Here is a 17,094-nt window from a genome sequence, read left to right on the forward strand (position 1 = left end):
GGGCGAAGAACACCAATGCGCGCAAAAAACTGCAGTTGTTGCAGGACCTGGGCAATGCCCTTGAACACGCGCAATTACGCCGGTATGACCAGCCCAAGTTCGATGCGGCCAGCGGTCTGCCGGTCGGTGCCGAAGCGCTGCTGCGCTGGGAGCATGCGCAGCAGGGTTTATTGTTGCCGGCCGCGTTTATCGAGCTGGCGGAAAAGACCGGGTTGATCATTCCTATCGGTGAATGGGTGCTGAACGAAGCCTGTCGCCAGATGCGCGTGTGGTATGCGCAGGGCTATGAAGACTGGCGCATGGCGGTGAATCTGTCGGCCCTGCAGTTCTGCCATGCCGGGTTGGTCAACAGTGTCGCGGCCGCCCTCGACTGTCATCAGTTACCGGCCAACAGCCTGACCCTGGAAATCACCGAAACCACCGCCATGAGCGATGCCGATGCGAGCATAGCCGTGTTACAGCAGCTGTCGGACATGGGCGTGGACCTGTCCATTGATGACTTCGGCACCGGTTATTCCAGCCTGATGTACCTCAAACGCCTGCCGGCCAACGAGTTGAAAATCGACCGCGGTTTTGTCCGCGACCTGGAACGCGACAGCGACGACGCCGCGATTGTCTCGGCTATCGTTGCCCTCGGCCAGGCCCTTGGGCTGCGAATCGTCGCCGAAGGCGTGGAGACCGATGCACAGCAAAGCTTCCTGACCCGCTTGGGTTGCAACGCCCTGCAAGGCTACCTATTGGGGCATCCATTGCCGGCCGACGATTTTATGGCCGACATCCAACGTGGCGAAGCAGCAGTCGCGCCTGACAAAAGCTGTGAGTGACGGGTATTCTTAGGTCCAACCCTAACCATCAGGTTGAATCAGGAGGCCGCACGCATGGACAAAGTCGTCATCATCACCGGGGGCAGCCGTGGCATCGGCGCCGAAACGGCATTGCTCGCCGCGCGCGAGGGCTACCGCATCTGCATCAACTACCAGTCCGACGAAAACGCCGCCCATCGCGTGTTGGAACAAGTTCGCGACCTGGGTGCCCAGGCGATTGCAGTGCGTGCGGATGTCAGCATCGAAGATGAGGTGATCGCGCTGTTCAGTCGCGTGGATGCCGAACTGGGCCGTGTCACTGCGTTGGTGAACAACGCCGGCACCGTGGGGCACAAGTCGCGGGTCGATGAGATGTCTGAATTTCGCATTCTGAAGATCCTGAAGACCAACGTGCTCGGGCCGATCCTGTGCGCCAAGCACGCGGTGCTGCGCATGTCACCCAAGCACGGCGGACAAGGCGGCAGTATCGTCAACGTGTCGTCGGTGGCGGCGCGCCTGGGTTCGCCGGGTGAATACGTCGACTATGCCGCCTCCAAAGGCGCGCTGGACACCTTCACCATTGGCCTGTCCAAAGAAGTGGCAGGTGAGGGGATTCGCGTCAACGCCGTGCGCCCCGGCTATATTTTTACCGACTTCCACGCCCTCAGCGGTGACCCCGACCGCGTCAGCAAACTGGAGTCCGGCATTCCCATGGCCCGTGGCGGGCGCCCGGATGAAGTGGCGCAAGCGATCATCTGGCTGCTGTCGGACAAAGCGTCCTACACCACCGGCACATTCCTCGATTTGGGCGGTGGTCGTTAACGGTCCGATCATCGACGTTATCGAGCAAGCGCAACACGTTGTCCACGTTGTAGGCCGCATCGGCCCTGGTTCTCGGGGCGGGATTGGCATCAGTCCAGTCCCCGACCTGCAGCTTGAGCTCATCGCCGATTGGGTAATGATCGCGACTTTCCAGAGAGTGCCTCACGACGGGGCTTTGTTCGATGATCCTGTCTGGGGAGCGATTATCGATCCCCGCACGGCTCCCTTTATGGGGTTCTTTGCTCAGGAGGGTTGCGGTTTAAAACGACCGCACGATCCGCCCTAACGTCTCCATCGCCTGCTCCGACGCCTCGGTCCACGGGCTGCCGTAGTTCAAGCGAATGCAATTCCTGAAGCGCTGGGTCGCCGAAAATATCGGCCCCGGCGCGATGCTGATACCTTGTGCCAAGGCCATCTGGAACAGCTTCAGCGAGTCGGTTTTCTTCGGCAATTCCAGCCACAAAAAATACCCGCCGGCCGGCTGGCTGACCCGCGTCTGCGCCGGGAAGTAACGGGCGATGGCCGCCAGCATGGCGCTTTGCTGTTCCTCCAGCGCGTAGCGCAATTTGCGCAGGTGCCGGTCGTAGCCGCCGTGTTGCAGGTAATCGGCAATGGCCGCCTGGGCGGGCATCGAGGGGCACAACGAGGTCATCAACTTCAAGCGCTCGACCTTCTGCGCATAACGCCCGGCCGCCACCCAGCCGACGCGGTAACCCGGGGCCAGGCTCTTGGCAAAGGAGCCGCAGTGCATCACCAAACCTTCGGTATCGAAGGCTTTGGCCGGTTTCGGCGCGTGTTGCCCGTAATACAGCTCCGCATACACGTCATCTTCGATCAGTGGCACCTGATGGCCGCGCAGCAGTTCCACCAGCGCCTGCTTCTTGGCGTGCGGCAGCGTGGCGCCCATGGGGTTCTGGAAGCTGGTCATGGTCCAGCAGGCCTTGATCGGGTAGCGCTCAAGGCTTTGCGCCAAGGCGTTGAGGTCGATGCCGTCGCGCGGGTGCACGGGGATTTCCACCGCCTTGAGTTTCAGGCGTTCCAGCACTTGCAGGCAGGCATAAAACGCGGGGGCTTCAATGGCGACCAGGTCGCCTGGCTCGGTCACCGCCTGCAGGCACAGGTTCAGCGCTTCAAGGGCGCCGTTGGTGATCAGCAGCTCCTCCATGGGCAGCATCAGGCCGCCGACCATGTAACGCAGGGCAATCTGCCTGCGCAGTTGCGGGTTGCCGGGGGACATGTCGGTGACCACCAGTCGGGGGTCCATCTCGCGGCTGGCACTGGCCAGGGAGCGGGCCAGACGCGGCAACGGAAACAGCATCGGGCTGGGGAAGGCCGAGCCGAAGGGCACGGTATTGGGGTCCTTGATGGAGTCGAGCACCGAAAACACCAGCTCACTCACATCCACTTCAGTGGACTCATGCACGTGCTCGCTCACCACCGGCTCGGAAAACGGGCTCGGCGCATGGGCGTTGACAAAGTAGCCGGAACGCGGCCGCGCGCGAATCAGCCCACGGCGCTCCAGCAGGTAGTACGCCTGGAATACCGTGGACGGGCTGACGCCATAGGTCTGGCTCGCATAACGCACCGACGGCACTCGCTGGCCGGGCCCGAGGACGCCGGAGCGGATCAGTTCTGCAATGTCATCGGCAAATTTTTCGTAGCGTTTCATGAGGGCCTAATTAGCGTTGTAAAAGTGTACGCAGGGCTAAAGGTAGAGGCTGGCCAGCCAGCTCCCACCTGTGATCGTTTGTGTTTGCCAGACCTCAGCGGTTCATCGGCGCCACAAAGCGGCTGTCGGCAGCACTGTAGATCCACGGTTCATCCACATCCGTCACCTTGAAGCGCAGGGGCTGCGAACTGCTCGCCGGTGTGTCGGCCAACAACGCCACCGACACCGGCACATCGCTGATTTCCCCCGGTGCCAGGCTGATCTCGGTCTTGCCTTGTAACCGGAAGCCGTCGGCGTCGACCAGCTCCAGACGGTAGTCCTGGCGCTGCTGGGTCTTGTTGATGACCTTGAGGCTGTAGATGTTTTCGATCAAGCCCTGGCTGTTTTCGCGGAACATGCCACGGTCCTTGGTCACGTCGAGCGACACCATCGGCCGCCCCACTAAGGCCACCACCAAGGCGGCGATCATCACCAGCAACACGGCACTGTAGCCGATCAGCCTCGGCCTGAGCAGGTGGGTCTTGCCACCTTGCAGTTGGTGTTCGGAGGTATAGCTCACCAGGCCACGGGCATAGCCCATCTTGTCCATGATCGAATCGCAAGCGTCGATACAGGCTGCGCAGCCGATGCATTCCATCTGCAGGCCGTCACGGATGTCGATGCCGGTAGGGCACACTTGCACGCACAGCTGGCAGTCGATGCAGTCACCCAAGCCGACGTCGGCAGGCGTCACCTCACGTTTGCGTGGGCCACGGTGTTCTCCCCGTGCCGCGTTGTAGGAAATGGTCAGGGTGTCTTTGTCGAACATCACGCTCTGAAATCGCGCATACGGGCACATGTGCATGCACACCGCTTCACGCAGCCAACCGGCATTGAGGTAGGTGGCAGCGGTGAAGAACAAGACCCAAAACAGGCTTACACCGCCCATTTGCCAGCTCAGCAGCTCCAAGGCCAAGGGGCGAATGGGCGTGAAGTAACCGACAAAGGTCAGCCCGGTGAGCACGCTGATCCCCAGCCACAAAGCATGTTTGGCCGAGCGTCGCGCCAGTTTGTTCAGGCTCCACGGCGCCGCTTGCAGCTTGATGCGCTGGTTGCGTTCGCCTTCGGTGACTTTTTCACACCACATGAACAGCCAGGTAAACGAGCTCTGCGGGCAGGTGTAGCCGCACCACACGCGGCCGGCGAACACGGTAATCGCAAACAGGCCGAAGGCGCAGATGATCAGCAGTGCTGACAGCAGGATGAAGTCCTGTGGCCAAAAGGTCGCACCGAAGATGTGGAATTTGCTTTCAGCCAAGTCCCACAGCACCGCTTGCCGCCCACCCCAGTTCAGCCAAACGGTACCGAAAAAGGCCAGGAACAGCACGGCGGCACCGCTTACGCGCAAGGTGCGGAACAGGCCGCTGAAGCTACGGGTATGGATCAAGTTGTCGCTGGATTTGGCCTTCACCTTCTTTGGGTGTATGGGCTCAAAGGTTTCCACAGTTGGGATTCTTTCGCTCATGGTCATTCGCTCATCAGCCTCCATCAGGCGAATGAACTATGAACGCCGCTCTGTTTGCATAACAGACTCAGCTAGAGCGATAAAAAGCGGATCAGATAGTGCGTGGCAGCAGGCCTGCGACGATCTGCTGCACCCGATGGCGCCTGGAGTGCAGCGCTATTTAGCGGGTGCTGATACAGATCAATTAAATCACCGAATCACTGTCGGTTGCCTTCAGGTGTCTACGCCCGTCGATGGCGCCGGCGACGGTCAAGGCGTCGGCCTCGGCTTCAGTGACGTAGATCCGTTCGTCATTCAACACCACAAAAGACATGGCTTTGAGGCTGTCGGTACTCACCGTCACTTCAGGGGCGGGCAGGCTGCGTTCCGGGCCGTTTTCGTCGACCTTGAAGTAGCACGTCTGGTTGTCGATACGTACAGGCATGGTGATGTCCTTTTCCATAGGAGGGTGATCGTTAGGGTTTGCGATGTGGCCAAGCGTTCCAGGCAACTGACTGGCGGTCGCCGCTGTCCATCTGCTTACCAACCCTCAAAAAGGAGCGCTTCCATGGACGCCTGGTGGCAAGAAGTGTGGCAAACCCTGCAGGCTGAATTCGCCGACATTGGCGATGCCAAGCAACTCACCCAGATTACCGTGCGCCTGCTGATCGCCGCGATCCTGGGCGCGATTCTCGGCTTTGAGCGCGAGCACAAGGGCAAGGCGGCGGGCGTACGTACCCACATGCTGGTGGCATTGGGCGCGGCACTGTTTGTGTTAGTGGCACAGATGTCCGGCAATCAAGCCGATGCCATGAGTCGCGTGGTGCAGGGCGTGATCGCGGGGATAGGGTTTCTCGGGGCCGGCACGATCCTCAAAGGCAAGGAAGATGAGGAGGGCCAATATGTCAGAGGCCTGACCACCGCTGCCGGCCTGTGGATGACCGCTGCGATTGGGGTGGCTGCCGGTATGGGCCGGGAGTCGACAGCGGTGTTCAGTACATTGTTGGCGTTGGCGGTGTTCAGTGTGATGCCTCGGATCGTCAATACATTCGAGAAGAATGATTGATCCCGGGGCAGATCGACACCGCATCAGAGGATGACCGGCGGCTCGCTCGTTGGCGGTTCCTGCACCGGCGGCGGCTCGTTTTCGGGCGGTTCCTGTTCAGGAATCGGCGGCGGCTCAGTCGGCGGCAGGGTCGGGTCGTCGATATTGGGGTCAGGTGTTTCAGCCGGAATCGGGATATTCATCGGTATGGCCTCCTTTGTGCTTTGCTCTATGGGTGGACAACCGCCGGGGAGATTTGATTCCCCGCTCAATGGCGACATATCCACCTGAACTTTTCCACTGGCAGCAGGCTCGGACCTATTACGGCCCTGCTCAGGGAGAGTGCTGCCGTCTCAGAATTCAGATCAAGCAAAGAGCGTCCACAGGGCGTAAGGGGAAGATGCTCGATGACTGCTGAAACACTCGCTCCAGATGATTCTTTATTGCCACTGTCCCAGGCGTTGTTGTTGCCCAGGATTGCTATCGAAAGCACCGCGCCCGTGATCGACGGCGGCGAATTTGCGGTGAAGGCGGTGGTTGGCCAACGGGTCAACGTCACCAGCAAGGTGTTCGCCGATGGCCATGACAAGCTCGCCGTGCTGATTCGCTGGCGCCCGCTGCAGGATCAAAGCTGGCACAGCGTGGCCATGGCCGACGTGGGTAACAATGGCTGGGAAGGCGCCTTCACCGTCGCCCAGCAAGGCCCTCACGAATATTGCATCGAAGCCTGGATCGATACCTTCGCTAGCTTCTGCTACGAGTTGCGCAAGAAGCATGAGGCCGGGGTGCCGGTGAGCCAAGAGTTGCAGGAAGGCCGCAGCCTGGTGTTGCAGGCGGCCGAGCGCAGTGACAATGAACTGCGCGAGCGTCTGATGCTGTTGCACCACGAACTGTCCGGCCTGCTGGAAACCGAGCAGGTCGCGCAATTCCTGCACGAAGACAGTGCGCACTTGATGACCCAGGCCGACCCTCGCGCCTACTTGAGCATCAGCCCCGCCTACCCGATTGATGTCGAACGTGAGGCTGCGCAGTTTGCCAGTTGGTACGAGCTGTTTCCCCGCTCGATCACCGACGATCCTGCGCGCCACGGCACCTTCAACGATGTGCACTCACGGCTGTCGATGATTCATGACATGGGCTTTGATGTACTGTACTTCCCGCCCATCCACCCGATTGGACGCAGCCATCGCAAAGGCAAGAACAATTCTTTGACGGCGGGCCCGGATGACCCAGGCAGCCCGTACGCGATTGGCAGTGAGGAGGGTGGCCATGAAGCCATCCACCCGCAACTGGGCAGCCGCGATGACTTCCGACGCCTGGTCAAGGCCGCCGCTGACCATGGTCTGGAAATCGCGCTCGACTTCGCGATCCAGTGCTCCCAGGACCACCCGTGGCTCAAACAGCACCCTGGCTGGTTCAACTGGCGCCCGGACGGCACGATCAAGTACGCGGAAAACCCGCCGAAAAAATACCAGGACATCGTTAACGTCGACTTCTACGCCGCTGACGCGATCCCAAGCCTGTGGACAGAGCTGCGCGACGTTGTGGTGGGTTGGGTGGAGGAGGGTGTGAAGACGTTTCGCGTCGATAACCCGCACACCAAGCCGCTGCCATTCTGGCAATGGCTGATCAGTGATGTGCGCGCCAAGCACCCGGACGTGATCTTCCTGGCCGAGGCGTTCACTACGCCGGCGATGATGGCGCGCCTGGGCAAGGTCGGGTACTCGCAGAGCTACACCTATTTCACTTGGCGCAACACCAAGGCGCAACTGAGCGAATATTTCGCGCAGTTGAATGAGTCACCGTGGCGCGAGTGCTACCGGCCGAACTTCTTCGTCAATACGCCGGACATCAACCCGGGCTTCCTGCATGAGTCGGGCAGAGCGGGCTTTTTGATCCGCGCCGCGCTCGCCACCATGGGCTCGGGTCTGTGGGGCATGTATTCGGGTTTCGAACTGTGCGAAGCGGCGCCCGTGCCGGGCAAGGAAGAATACCTGGATTCGGAAAAGTACGAGATCCGCCCGCGCGACTTCACGGCGACCGGCAACATCATTGCCGAGATCGCTCAGCTTAACCGCATTCGCCGTCAGAACCCGGCGTTGCAAACGCACCTGGGCCTGAAGCTCTACAACGCTTGGAACGACAACATCCTGTACTTCGGCAAGCGCAGTGAAGACGGCAGCAATTTCATCCTCGGCGCCGTCAACCTTGACCCGTTCAACGCCCAGGAGGCGCATTTCGAGTTACCGCTGTGGGAAATGGGCTTGTCCGATGATGCCCAGACCCAGGGCGAAGATTTGATGAGCGGCCATCGCTGGACCTGGTACGGCAAGACCCAGTGGACGCGCCTTGACCCGCAGATGCCGTTTGGCATCTGGAGAATCAGCGTTTCCTGAGCCCGGCGAAGTTCCACGTGTGGGAGGGGCTTGCTCCCGATAGCGGCGGATCAGTCAATGAATTCACCGGCTTGATAGCGCGCTTTCGGGAGCAAGCCCCGATCCACATTGATCCGGTCTAGTTCGCAAGATTTCTCGAATTTTCAGGAGTTTCCAATGGCGAAGAAACCCAAGGCTGCCACCTTTATTAAAGACCCGCTCTGGTACAAAGACGCGGTGATCTACCAGGTTCACGTCAAATCCTATTTCGACTCCAACAACGACGGCATCGGTGATTTTCCCGGGCTGATCGCCAAGCTCGACTACATCGCTGACCTCGGCGTGAACACCATCTGGCTCTTGCCGTTCTACCCCTCGCCACGCCGCGACGACGGCTATGACATCGCCGAATACCGAGGCGTGCACAGCGATTACGGGACCATGGCCGACGCCAAACGCTTTATCGCCGAAGCCCACAAGCGCGGGCTGCGGGTCATCACCGAGCTGGTGATCAACCACACCTCCGACCAGCACCCTTGGTTCCAGCGTGCGCGCAAAGCCAAGCCAGGTTCGGCGGCAAGGGACTTCTATGTGTGGTCCGACGACGATCAGAAATACGACGGCACCCGCATCATTTTTCTCGACACCGAGAAGTCCAACTGGACCTGGGACCCGGTCGCCGGCCAGTACTTCTGGCACCGCTTCTATTCCCACCAGCCGGACCTCAACTTCGACAACCCGCAGGTGATGAAAGCGGTGCTGTCGGTGATGCGCTACTGGCTGGACATGGGCATCGACGGCCTGCGTCTGGATGCCATCCCGTACCTGATCGAGCGCGACGGCACCAATAACGAGAACCTGCCGGAAACCCACGATGTCCTCAAGCAGATCCGCGCCGAGATCGACGCGCATTACCCGGACCGCATGCTGCTCGCTGAAGCTAACCAGTGGCCGGAAGACACGCAGCTGTACTTTGGCGACAAAAAAGGCGATGACGGCGATGAATGCCATATGGCGTTCCATTTTCCGCTGATGCCGCGCATGTACATGGCCTTGGCCCAGGAAGATCGCTTCCCCATTACCGATATTCTCCGTCAAACCCCGGAGATCCCTGCCAATTGCCAATGGGCGATCTTCCTGCGCAACCACGATGAGTTGACCCTGGAAATGGTCACCGACAAGGAGCGCGACTACCTGTGGAACTACTACGCGGCGGACCGCCGCGCGCGGATCAACCTGGGCATTCGTCGGCGCCTGGCGCCGCTGGTGGAGCGTGACCGCCGCCGTGTGGAATTGCTCAACAGCCTGTTGCTGTCGATGCCGGGCACACCGACCCTGTATTACGGCGATGAAATCGGCATGGGCGACAACATCTACCTGGGCGACCGCGACGGCGTGCGCACGCCGATGCAGTGGTCTATTGACCGCAACGGCGGCTTCTCGCGCGCCGACCCGGCCAGCTTGGTGTTGCCGCCGATCATGGACCCGCTTTACGGCTACCAATCGGTCAACGTCGAAACGCAAGCCCAGGACCCGCACTCACTGCTGAACTGGACTCGGCGCATGCTGGCGGTACGCAAGCAGTCCAAGGCCTTTGGCCGCGGCAGCTTGAAAATGCTCTCGCCGAGCAACCGCCGCATCCTGGCTTATACCCGTGAATTCACCGGAGAAGACGGGCGTACTGAACTCATCCTGTGCGTGGCCAACGTGTCGCGCAGCGCCCAGGCGGCCGAGCTGGACTTGTCGGCGTTTGCGGGCATGGTGCCGGTGGAGATGCTCGGCGGTAATGCCTTTCCACCGATAGGCCAGCTCAATTTCCTGCTGACCTTGGCGCCGTACGGGTTCTACTGGTTCGTGCTGGCAGCGGAAAACCAGATGCCGAGCTGGCATGTGGAACCGGCGCAAAGCATTCCTGACTTCACCACGCTGGTGCTGAAAAAACGTATGGAAGAGTTACTCGAAGAACCCGGCCGCACCACGCTGGAGCAAACGTCGCTACCTGCCTGGCTGCCCAAGCGGCGCTGGTTTGCCGGCAAAGACACGGCCATCGACAGTGTGCGTATTGCCTACGGCGTGCGCTTTGGTGACCCGCAGCACCCAGTGCTGCTCAGTGAGATCGAGGTGAGCAGCGGTGGCCAGATCAATCGCTATCAACTGCCGTTCGGCTTTCTCGGTGACGACCAGTTCACCAGTGCCTTGCCGCAGCAATTGGCGTTGGCCCGAGTGCGCCGTGCGCGTCAGGTTGGCTTGGTCACTGATGCCTTCAGCCTCGAGCACTTTATTCGCGCGGTGATTCAAGGTTTGCAGGCTGGCACAGTGCTTAATACCCGTGAAGGCGACCTGCGCTTTGAGGCCACCCCGCATCTGGCTAAGTTGCAACTGAGCGATGAGTCGCAGGTGCGCTACCTCGCGGCCGAGCAGTCCAACAGTTCGGTGGTGGTGGGCGAGAGCCTGGTGCTCAAACTCATCCGTAAGGTCAGCGCCGGGGTGCACCCGGAGCTGGAAATGAGCGCCTACTTGACCGCGGCCGGTTACCCGAATATCTCGCCGTTGCTGGGTTCGATGATTCGCCGTGACGCCCAAGGGGAAGACAACCTGTTGATGATCGCCCAGGGCTACCTGAGCAACCAGGGTGATGCCTGGGCCTGGACCCAAAACAGCCTGGAGCGCGCGATTCGCGACGAACTGGCCGAAGCCATTTCCGAACAGGAGCAGCACTACAACGCCTTGGGCGAGTTGCAAGACTTCGCCGGTCTGCTCGGCCAGCGGCTGGGTGAAATGCACGTGGTGCTGGCGGCGCAAACCACCAACACAGACTTCAAGCCGCAAGTCACTACGGTCAAGGACACCCAGGCCTGGGCCAAGGATGTCGGCGCGCAGATCGACCGCGCGCTGCACTTGCTCAAGCTCCATCAAAACCTATTGAACCCTGCCGATCAGGCGCTGGTCAGTGAATTGCTGGCACACAAAAAAGCCATCGGCAGTCACGTCCAAGCCTTGGCGAAAGCCACGGCAGGCGGCTTGCGGATTCGTGTCCACGGTGACTTGCACCTGGGTCAGGTGCTGGTGGTCAAAGGCGATGCCTACTTGATCGACTTTGAAGGCGAACCTGCACGCCCGCTGCATGAACGGCGCGGCAAACACAGCCCGTATAAAGATGTGAGCGGCGTGTTGCGCTCGTTCGATTACGCGGCCGCCATGGCCTTGAATGTGCAAGGAGTGGATCACTCGCCCGAAGCGGACATTGCCCGCAAACGCGTGACCGACCGCTACCTTTGCGAAGCGCGTGAGGCATTTACCCAGGCTTATCATCAGGCGACGACTACACTGGCGCATGCCTGGCAGGATGCCAAAGGCCAGAGCGCCGCGCTGACGTTGTTCAGCCTGGAGAAGGCCGCGTACGAAGTGGCCTACGAAGCGGAAAACCGCCCGACGTGGTTGCCGGTGCCGTTGCAAGGTTTGCACGGCCTGCTCAGCGGGCTAACACCTATATCGAAAACTGCACGCGGTGGGGAGACGTCATGAGCTTTACAAATAAAGAACCGCTGCAACCGAAGTTGACTGCAATGCCGGCGCCAAAGGACATTGAGGCACTGGTTCGCGCCGAGCACCCTGACCCGTTCTCGATTCTGGGGCCACATGATGACGAGCACGGCGGGCAGTTTATCCGCGCGTTCCTGCCGGAGGCCTTGAGTGTTCAAGTATTGGCGCGCGACAGCGGTGAGCCGATCGGCAGCCTGGACGCGACCCAGGTGCCGGGGTTGTTTGTCGGGCATTTCGCGACTCGCCAGGGTTACCTGCTGAAAATCCAGTGGGCCGGCGGTGAGCAGATCACCGAAGACCCTTACAGCTTCAACCAATTGCTCCTGGGTGAAATGGACCTGTACCTGTTTGCCGAAGGCAATCACCGTGACCTCGGCAGCTGCCTGGGCGCCCAGGTAACCAGTGTCGATGGCATACAGGGCGTGCGCTTCGCCGTCTGGGCGCCAAATGCTCGGCGTGTGTCAGTGGTGGGTGATTTTAATATATGGGATGGCCGTCGCCATCCGATGCGCTTGCGTCACCCATCGGGCGTGTGGGAAATCTTTATCCCGCGCTTGCAGCCCGGTGCGGCCTACAAGTATGAAATTCTCGGCGCCAACGGGGTTTTGCCGCTCAAGGCCGACCCGATGGCACTCGCCACCCAATTACCGCCCGACACCGCCTCAAAAGTCGCCGCGCCGTTGCAGGTCGACTGGCAAGATCACGCGTGGATGCAGGCGCGTGCCGACAAGCAAAAACCCACGGCGCCGTTGTCGATCTATGAATTGCACGTGGGCTCCTGGCAGTGCGAGCTGGACGAGGCCGGCGAGGTGTCCCGTCAGTACGGTTGGCGCGAACTGGCCGAGCGCTTGATTCCGTATGTGCAGCAATTGGGCTTCACCCATATCGAGCTGATGCCGATCATGGAACACCCGTTCGGCGGCTCATGGGGCTACCAGGCGTTGTCGCAGTTTGCACCGAGCGCGCGTTTTGGCTCACCGGAAGATTTCGGCTTTTTCGTCAATGCCTTGCACCTGGCCAATATCGGCGTGATCCTCGACTGGGTGCCGGCGCATTTCCCGACCGATACTCACGGTTTGGCCGAGTTCGACGGCACCGCGCTGTATGAATACGCCAACCCGCTGGAAGGCTTCCACCAGGATTGGGACACGCTGATCTACAACCTGGGCCGCACGGAAGTGCACGGCTTTATGCTGGCCTCGGCGCTGCACTGGCTTAAACACTTCCATGTCGACGGTTTACGCGTGGATGCGGTGGCCTCGATGCTGTATCGCGATTACTCGCGCAAAGCTGACGAGTGGGTGCCCAATCGCTATGGCGGTCGCGAGAACCTGGAAGCCATCGACTTCCTGCGCCATCTGAACGATGTGGTCGCCCTGGAAGCCGCGGGTGCGTTGGTGATTGCCGAGGAATCCACGGCGTGGCCGGGTGTCAGCCAGAGCACCCAGCAAGGTGGCCTGGGCTTTAACTACAAGTGGAACATGGGCTGGATGCACGATTCGCTGCATTACATCCAGCAAGACCCGGTGTATCGCGCGCATCATCACAATGAGCTGAGTTTCGGCCTGGTGTATGCCTGGTCCGAGCGTTTTATCCTGCCGATCTCTCACGATGAAGTGGTGCACGGCAAACACTCGTTGATCGACAAGATGCCCGGCGACCGCTGGCAGAAGTTCGCCAACCTGCGGGCCTACCTGAGCTTCATGTGGATGCACCCCGGCAAAAAACTGCTGTTCATGGGGTGCGAGTTCGGCCAGTGGCGTGAGTGGAACCACGACCAGCAACTGGACTGGTACCTGCTGCAATACCCCGAACACCGGGGCGTGCAAAAGCTGGTTGGCGACCTCAACCGCCTCTACCGTGAAGAGCCCTCGCTGCACGAGCAGGATGACGCGCCTCAAGGCTTCCAATGGTTGATTGGCGATGACGCAATTAACAGCGTTTATGCATGGCTGCGGTGGAGCAAGGACGGCAAGCCGGTGCTGGTGGTCGCCAACTTCACCCCGGTGCCTCGTGAAGCCTATTGCGTGGGGGTGCCGATTGCCGGGCGCTGGAGCGAGGTGATAAACAGTGATGCCGACACGTACGCTGGCTCCAATTACGGTAATGGGGGAGAGGTATTTACCCAGGATGAACCGCAGCATGGGCAGCCGGTGTCGTTGTCGTTGAATTTGCCGCCATTGGGTGTGTTGATTCTGCGGCCGCAAGCGTTCTAAAGGCTCTAGCATGGCGGATTCTGTTGTCCGCGCTACTGGCAGGGTGCCACAATGGCGCCTTTGTCGTAGCAGTCGAGACAGGCGTACTTCATGAATGGCCTTGGACGTGGGCAGGACCCGGATGGCTTTATCGAAGAGCAGGTGCGAACGGACCGTTTGCACCAGCTGTTTCGCCAATCGTTCTCCGCTATTTTCGGCAGTTATCTAGCCGCCATCATGCTCTGCTGGCTGTGTTGGGACCGCTTTGACCATGAGGTCATGCTGGTCTGGCTGACAGTGCTGACGGTGACCTCGCTGTTGCGGGTCAAGATGTTCTTGGAGTGGTTTGGCTGCCCCACCAACGAGCGTACACCTCAGCGTTGGGAGCGGCGTTATTGGGTAACCCTGATGCTTTCGGCAGGCGTGTGGGGGCTGGGCGCAGTGGCTGTCATGCCCACCGACGACCGCGTCTCCCAAGTGCTGGTCATGCTGTTTAGTGTGGGCATGTCGGTCAGTGCCGTTTCGTGTTATTCGGCCTACCGTTATATGACGCTGGGCTCCATAGCCCTGGTGCTGTTTCCGTGCACGTTGTGGCTGCTGTTCCAGCCGTCGCCGATGCAGGTGGGTGTGGCCATTGCTGTGCTGGTGTTCTCAACCTTCGTGGCCAGTGCCACGCGCAAACTTTCGGATGCCCTGGAAAAAGCCTTTCGTCTGACGCGACAAATGGAGCGTGCGCACACTATTTCGGCGCGCGCCGCCCAGACCGACGAACTCACTGGCCTGATGAATCGGCGCGCCTTTTTCGAACACGCCCAAGTGCTGTACGAGCAGTGCCGCCATAATCAGCAACCGCTGTGCGCGCTGATGCTGGACATGGATCACTTCAAGGCGATCAACGACACCTACGGCCACCAGGCTGGCGACCAGGTGTTGCGTCAAATTGGCGGAGTCATCAGCGCGTCGTTTCGTCAGGCTGATGTGTATGGCCGCCTTGGAGGCGAGGAGTTTGCCGTGTTGTTGCCCAATACGTCATTGGAAACCGCGCGGGGTATCGCCGAGCAACTGGTCAACGCGATTTCGGGCATGGCCTGCGAACCGGTGCAGGGCTTGACCGCAAGCCTCGGGGTTGCCACCACACGCAACCTCGATCAAGACCTGCACAGCCTGATCAATACCGCTGACAAGGCGCTGTACCGCGCCAAGGCCATGGGCCGCAACCAGGTCGCGGTGGCGGAGTAAACGTCAGCTCGACTGCATGGACTTGGCCAACGCGCGTGCCACCTGATCGGCAGAGTAGGGCTTGGCCAGGAACTCGACACCTTCGTAGCCACTGTCAGCCAGCTCCTCGCTGTAGCCTGATGTAAGAACCACCGGCAGGTCGGGCCGCCTTTGGCGCAACAGCTTGGTCATCGCCACGCCGGTCATGCCCGGCATCACCACATCCGAAAAAATCGCATCGAACGCCATGCCATCCGGGCCGGCCAGCGCCAGTGCCTGTTCGGCATGGGTGGCCCACGTGGTCTGGTAGCCCAGGTCCCGCAAGATCTGATTGGCGAAACGCCCGACTTCCAGGTTGTCTTCGACGATCAGGATGTGGCGCTGCGCGGTGTGGTGAACCGGGCTGTGGTCGTCCTGCGGCGCGATGGGCTGCACAGCCTCAGGTTTGGCCTCGGGCAGGTATAGGGTGAAGACGCTGCCTTGGCCAACGTGGCTGGCCACATCAATGTTACCGCCCGACTGCTTGGCAAACCCGAACACCTGCGACAAGCCAAGCCCTGTGCCTTTGCCGACGGCCTTGGTGGTGAAAAATGGCTCGAAAATACGTTCGACGGTGTCGCTGCCGATCCCGATGCCGGTGTCGGCCAGTGCAATGGCCACAAACGGTTGGTGGGCTTCGGCATCGCCACGAATGCGTGGCAGCGCCGCCACGTTAGACACGCGCAGGGTCAGCGTGCCTTGACCTTCCATGGCGTCGCGGGCATTCAGGGCGATATTGATCAGTGCGGTTTCAAACTGGCTGGAGTCGACGCGCACATAGCACGAGCGCTCCGGCAACTCGACCTGCACATGGATGCGGGCGCCGGTCAGGCTTTCGAGCATCTCGCCGATGTTCCTGACCCGCAGGCACACATCGAAGACTTCCGGGTTGAGCGGTTGGCGACGGGCAAAGGCGAGCAGTTGACTGGTGAGCTTGCTGGCGCGCTCTACGGTGTCAGAAACGGCGCTCATATAGCGTTGGCGCCGCTCTTCGGACAGCCCCGGCTGGCGCAGGAAATCCACCGAGGAGCGAATAATCGTCAACAAGTTGTTGAAGTCATGAGCCACGCCGCCGGTCAATTGGCCAATGGCTTCGAGCTTTTGCGACTGGTGCAGGGCCGCCTCGGCTTGGGTCAAGGCGCGGGTGCGTTCTTCTACGCGCTGTTCCAGGGTGGCGTTCAGTTCGGTAATGGCGGCCAAGCCCTCGCGCACGGCGGCGTCGGCGCGCACCCGTTCGATGTGCGCCCAGGAGCGCTCGGTGACTTCACCTACCAATGCCAGGTCGTAGGGCGACCAGACGCGTGCGGATTGGTGATGCACGGCCATCAGCGCGGTCAGGCGCCCGTCCTTGATCAACGGCAAGCACACGGTCGCCGTAACGCCCAGCGCCTGGTAGACAGCTGACTCTTCGGGGGAGAATTCCATGCGGTTGTCACTCACCACAAGCGGTTCACCTGCGCGCAGGCAACGCACGGCCCGTTCCCCGAACGCCGCCAGGCTATAACGCCCGACAATACTCGGCGAACCGGGTGCCGCCCAGTTGCCCCGGATCGTGAAGCCGTCTTCATCGGCGTCCATGTCGGCGTAAGCGCAATTGGACACCTGCAGGTGTTCGGCCAACAGACGCGTGGTGGTGGTCATGATGGCTTCGGCGTCGGTGGCGCTGGCCACCGCGCTGCCGATGGCGTCCAGCACCGTTAAGCGGCGGGCGAAAAACACGGTGGCAGTGGTCTCGGTGACGGTGTCGAGCATGCCGACGACCTTGCCCAGCGAGTCGCGGATCGGGCTGTAGCAAAAGGTGAAATAAGCTTGTTCGGCACCTGCTCCGCGCTCGATCACCAGCGGGTAGTTGTCGATATAGGTCGCATGCCCTTCAAAGGCGGCGTTGGCTATAGGGCTGAC

12 protein-coding genes are annotated in these 17,094 nt (G+C 60.7%); 7 read left to right on the top strand and 5 right to left on the bottom strand.

From position 1 onward, the window contains the following. Nucleotides 1-824: putative bifunctional diguanylate cyclase/phosphodiesterase (locus E0F99_RS23675; RefSeq protein ID WP_130908953.1), on the top strand; the 824-nt coding region annotated here is incomplete at its 5' end. 54 nt (nucleotides 825-878) lie between these two features. After that, nucleotides 879-1,625, top strand: coding sequence for an SDR family oxidoreductase (locus E0F99_RS23680; RefSeq protein ID WP_083358215.1), 747 nt, complete (start codon nucleotides 879-881; stop codon nucleotides 1,623-1,625). 259 nt (nucleotides 1,626-1,884) lie between these two features. Here E0F99_RS23680 and mapR read toward each other — a convergent pair whose 3' ends face one another. The 3 genes from mapR to E0F99_RS23695 all read right to left on the bottom strand — a co-directional run bounded on the left by mapR (nucleotide 1,885) and on the right by E0F99_RS23695 (nucleotide 5,222). Next, the gene (gene mapR / locus E0F99_RS23685) at nucleotides 1,885-3,294 is read right to left on the bottom strand and encodes a GntR family transcriptional regulator MpaR (RefSeq protein WP_083358217.1); all 1,410 of its coding nucleotides are present in this window, start codon (nucleotides 3,292-3,294) and stop codon (nucleotides 1,885-1,887) included. A gap of 94 nt (nucleotides 3,295-3,388) precedes the next feature. Beyond that, the gene (ccoG, locus tag E0F99_RS23690; protein ID WP_083360425.1) at nucleotides 3,389-4,798 is read right to left on the bottom strand and encodes a cytochrome c oxidase accessory protein CcoG; all 1,410 of its coding nucleotides are present in this window, start codon (nucleotides 4,796-4,798) and stop codon (nucleotides 3,389-3,391) included. A gap of 184 nt (nucleotides 4,799-4,982) precedes the next feature. Beyond that, nucleotides 4,983-5,222, bottom strand: coding sequence for a DUF3203 family protein (locus E0F99_RS23695; protein ID WP_083360426.1), 240 nt, complete (start codon nucleotides 5,220-5,222; stop codon nucleotides 4,983-4,985). A gap of 123 nt (nucleotides 5,223-5,345) precedes the next feature. On the opposite strand from E0F99_RS23695, the gene E0F99_RS23700 reads away from it, so the two are divergent. Beyond that, entirely contained in the window at nucleotides 5,346-5,843 is a 498-nt protein-coding gene (locus tag E0F99_RS23700; RefSeq protein ID WP_083358218.1) for an MgtC/SapB family protein, read from the top strand. A 23-nt stretch (nucleotides 5,844-5,866) separates the two neighbouring features. Here the strand turns inward: E0F99_RS23700 and E0F99_RS30100 are convergent, their stop codons facing one another. Beyond that, nucleotides 5,867-6,025: a hypothetical protein gene (locus tag E0F99_RS30100; RefSeq protein ID WP_165447634.1), complete on the bottom strand. Its 159-nt coding sequence runs from the start codon at nucleotides 6,023-6,025 to the stop codon at nucleotides 5,867-5,869. Nucleotides 6,026-6,229: 204 nt separating this feature from the next. Between E0F99_RS30100 and E0F99_RS23705 the strand changes: the two genes are divergently transcribed. From E0F99_RS23705 to E0F99_RS23720, 4 genes are all read left to right on the top strand, one after another. Then, on the top strand, nucleotides 6,230-8,218 hold the full coding sequence (locus tag E0F99_RS23705; RefSeq protein ID WP_083358219.1) for an alpha-1,4-glucan--maltose-1-phosphate maltosyltransferase: 1,989 nt from the start codon (nucleotides 6,230-6,232) through the stop codon (nucleotides 8,216-8,218). Nucleotides 8,219-8,374: 156 nt separating this feature from the next. Further along, a complete protein-coding gene (gene treS / locus E0F99_RS23710) occupies nucleotides 8,375-11,722 on the top strand; it encodes a maltose alpha-D-glucosyltransferase (protein WP_083358220.1) in 3,348 nt (1,115 codons plus the stop codon). After that, on the top strand, nucleotides 11,719-13,956 hold the full coding sequence (gene glgB, locus E0F99_RS23715) for a 1,4-alpha-glucan branching protein GlgB (protein WP_083358221.1): 2,238 nt from the start codon (nucleotides 11,719-11,721) through the stop codon (nucleotides 13,954-13,956). The genes treS and glgB overlap by 4 nt, the downstream gene beginning before the upstream one ends. A gap of 90 nt (nucleotides 13,957-14,046) precedes the next feature. Further along, complete coding sequence (locus tag E0F99_RS23720) at nucleotides 14,047-15,174, top strand: GGDEF domain-containing protein (RefSeq protein WP_083358222.1); 1,128 nt, start codon at nucleotides 14,047-14,049, stop codon at nucleotides 15,172-15,174. A gap of 3 nt (nucleotides 15,175-15,177) precedes the next feature. Here the strand turns inward: E0F99_RS23720 and E0F99_RS23725 are convergent. Beyond that, the coding region (locus E0F99_RS23725; protein ID WP_130908954.1) for a GAF domain-containing protein at nucleotides 15,178-17,094 on the bottom strand (1,917 nt) is incomplete at its 5' end.

Origin of the sequence: Pseudomonas antarctica (genome assembly GCF_900624995.1) — a bacterium.
In the GTDB taxonomy this organism is placed as follows: domain Bacteria; phylum Pseudomonadota; class Gammaproteobacteria; order Pseudomonadales; family Pseudomonadaceae; genus Aquipseudomonas; species Aquipseudomonas antarctica.

Excerpts from the sequence above, each read along its gene's own strand:
- E0F99_RS23695 (WP_083360426.1), bottom strand. The coding sequence starts at position 5,222 with ATGCCTGTACGTATCGACAACCAGACGTGCTACTTCAAGGTCGACGAA.
- E0F99_RS30100 (WP_165447634.1), bottom strand. The coding sequence starts at position 6,025 with ATGAATATCCCGATTCCGGCTGAAACACCTGACCCCAATATCGACGAC.
- treS (WP_083358220.1), top strand. The coding sequence starts at position 8,375 with ATGGCGAAGAAACCCAAGGCTGCCACCTTTATTAAAGACCCGCTCTGG.
- E0F99_RS23705 (WP_083358219.1), top strand. The coding sequence starts at position 6,230 with ATGACTGCTGAAACACTCGCTCCAGATGATTCTTTATTGCCACTGTCC.
- glgB (WP_083358221.1), top strand. The coding sequence starts at position 11,719 with ATGAGCTTTACAAATAAAGAACCGCTGCAACCGAAGTTGACTGCAATG.
- E0F99_RS23700 (WP_083358218.1), top strand. The coding sequence starts at position 5,346 with ATGGACGCCTGGTGGCAAGAAGTGTGGCAAACCCTGCAGGCTGAATTC.
- ccoG (WP_083360425.1), bottom strand. The coding sequence starts at position 4,798 with ATGAGCGAAAGAATCCCAACTGTGGAAACCTTTGAGCCCATACACCCA.
- E0F99_RS23680 (WP_083358215.1), top strand. The coding sequence starts at position 879 with ATGGACAAAGTCGTCATCATCACCGGGGGCAGCCGTGGCATCGGCGCC.
- E0F99_RS23720 (WP_083358222.1), top strand. The coding sequence starts at position 14,047 with ATGAATGGCCTTGGACGTGGGCAGGACCCGGATGGCTTTATCGAAGAG.
- mapR (WP_083358217.1), bottom strand. The coding sequence starts at position 3,294 with ATGAAACGCTACGAAAAATTTGCCGATGACATTGCAGAACTGATCCGC.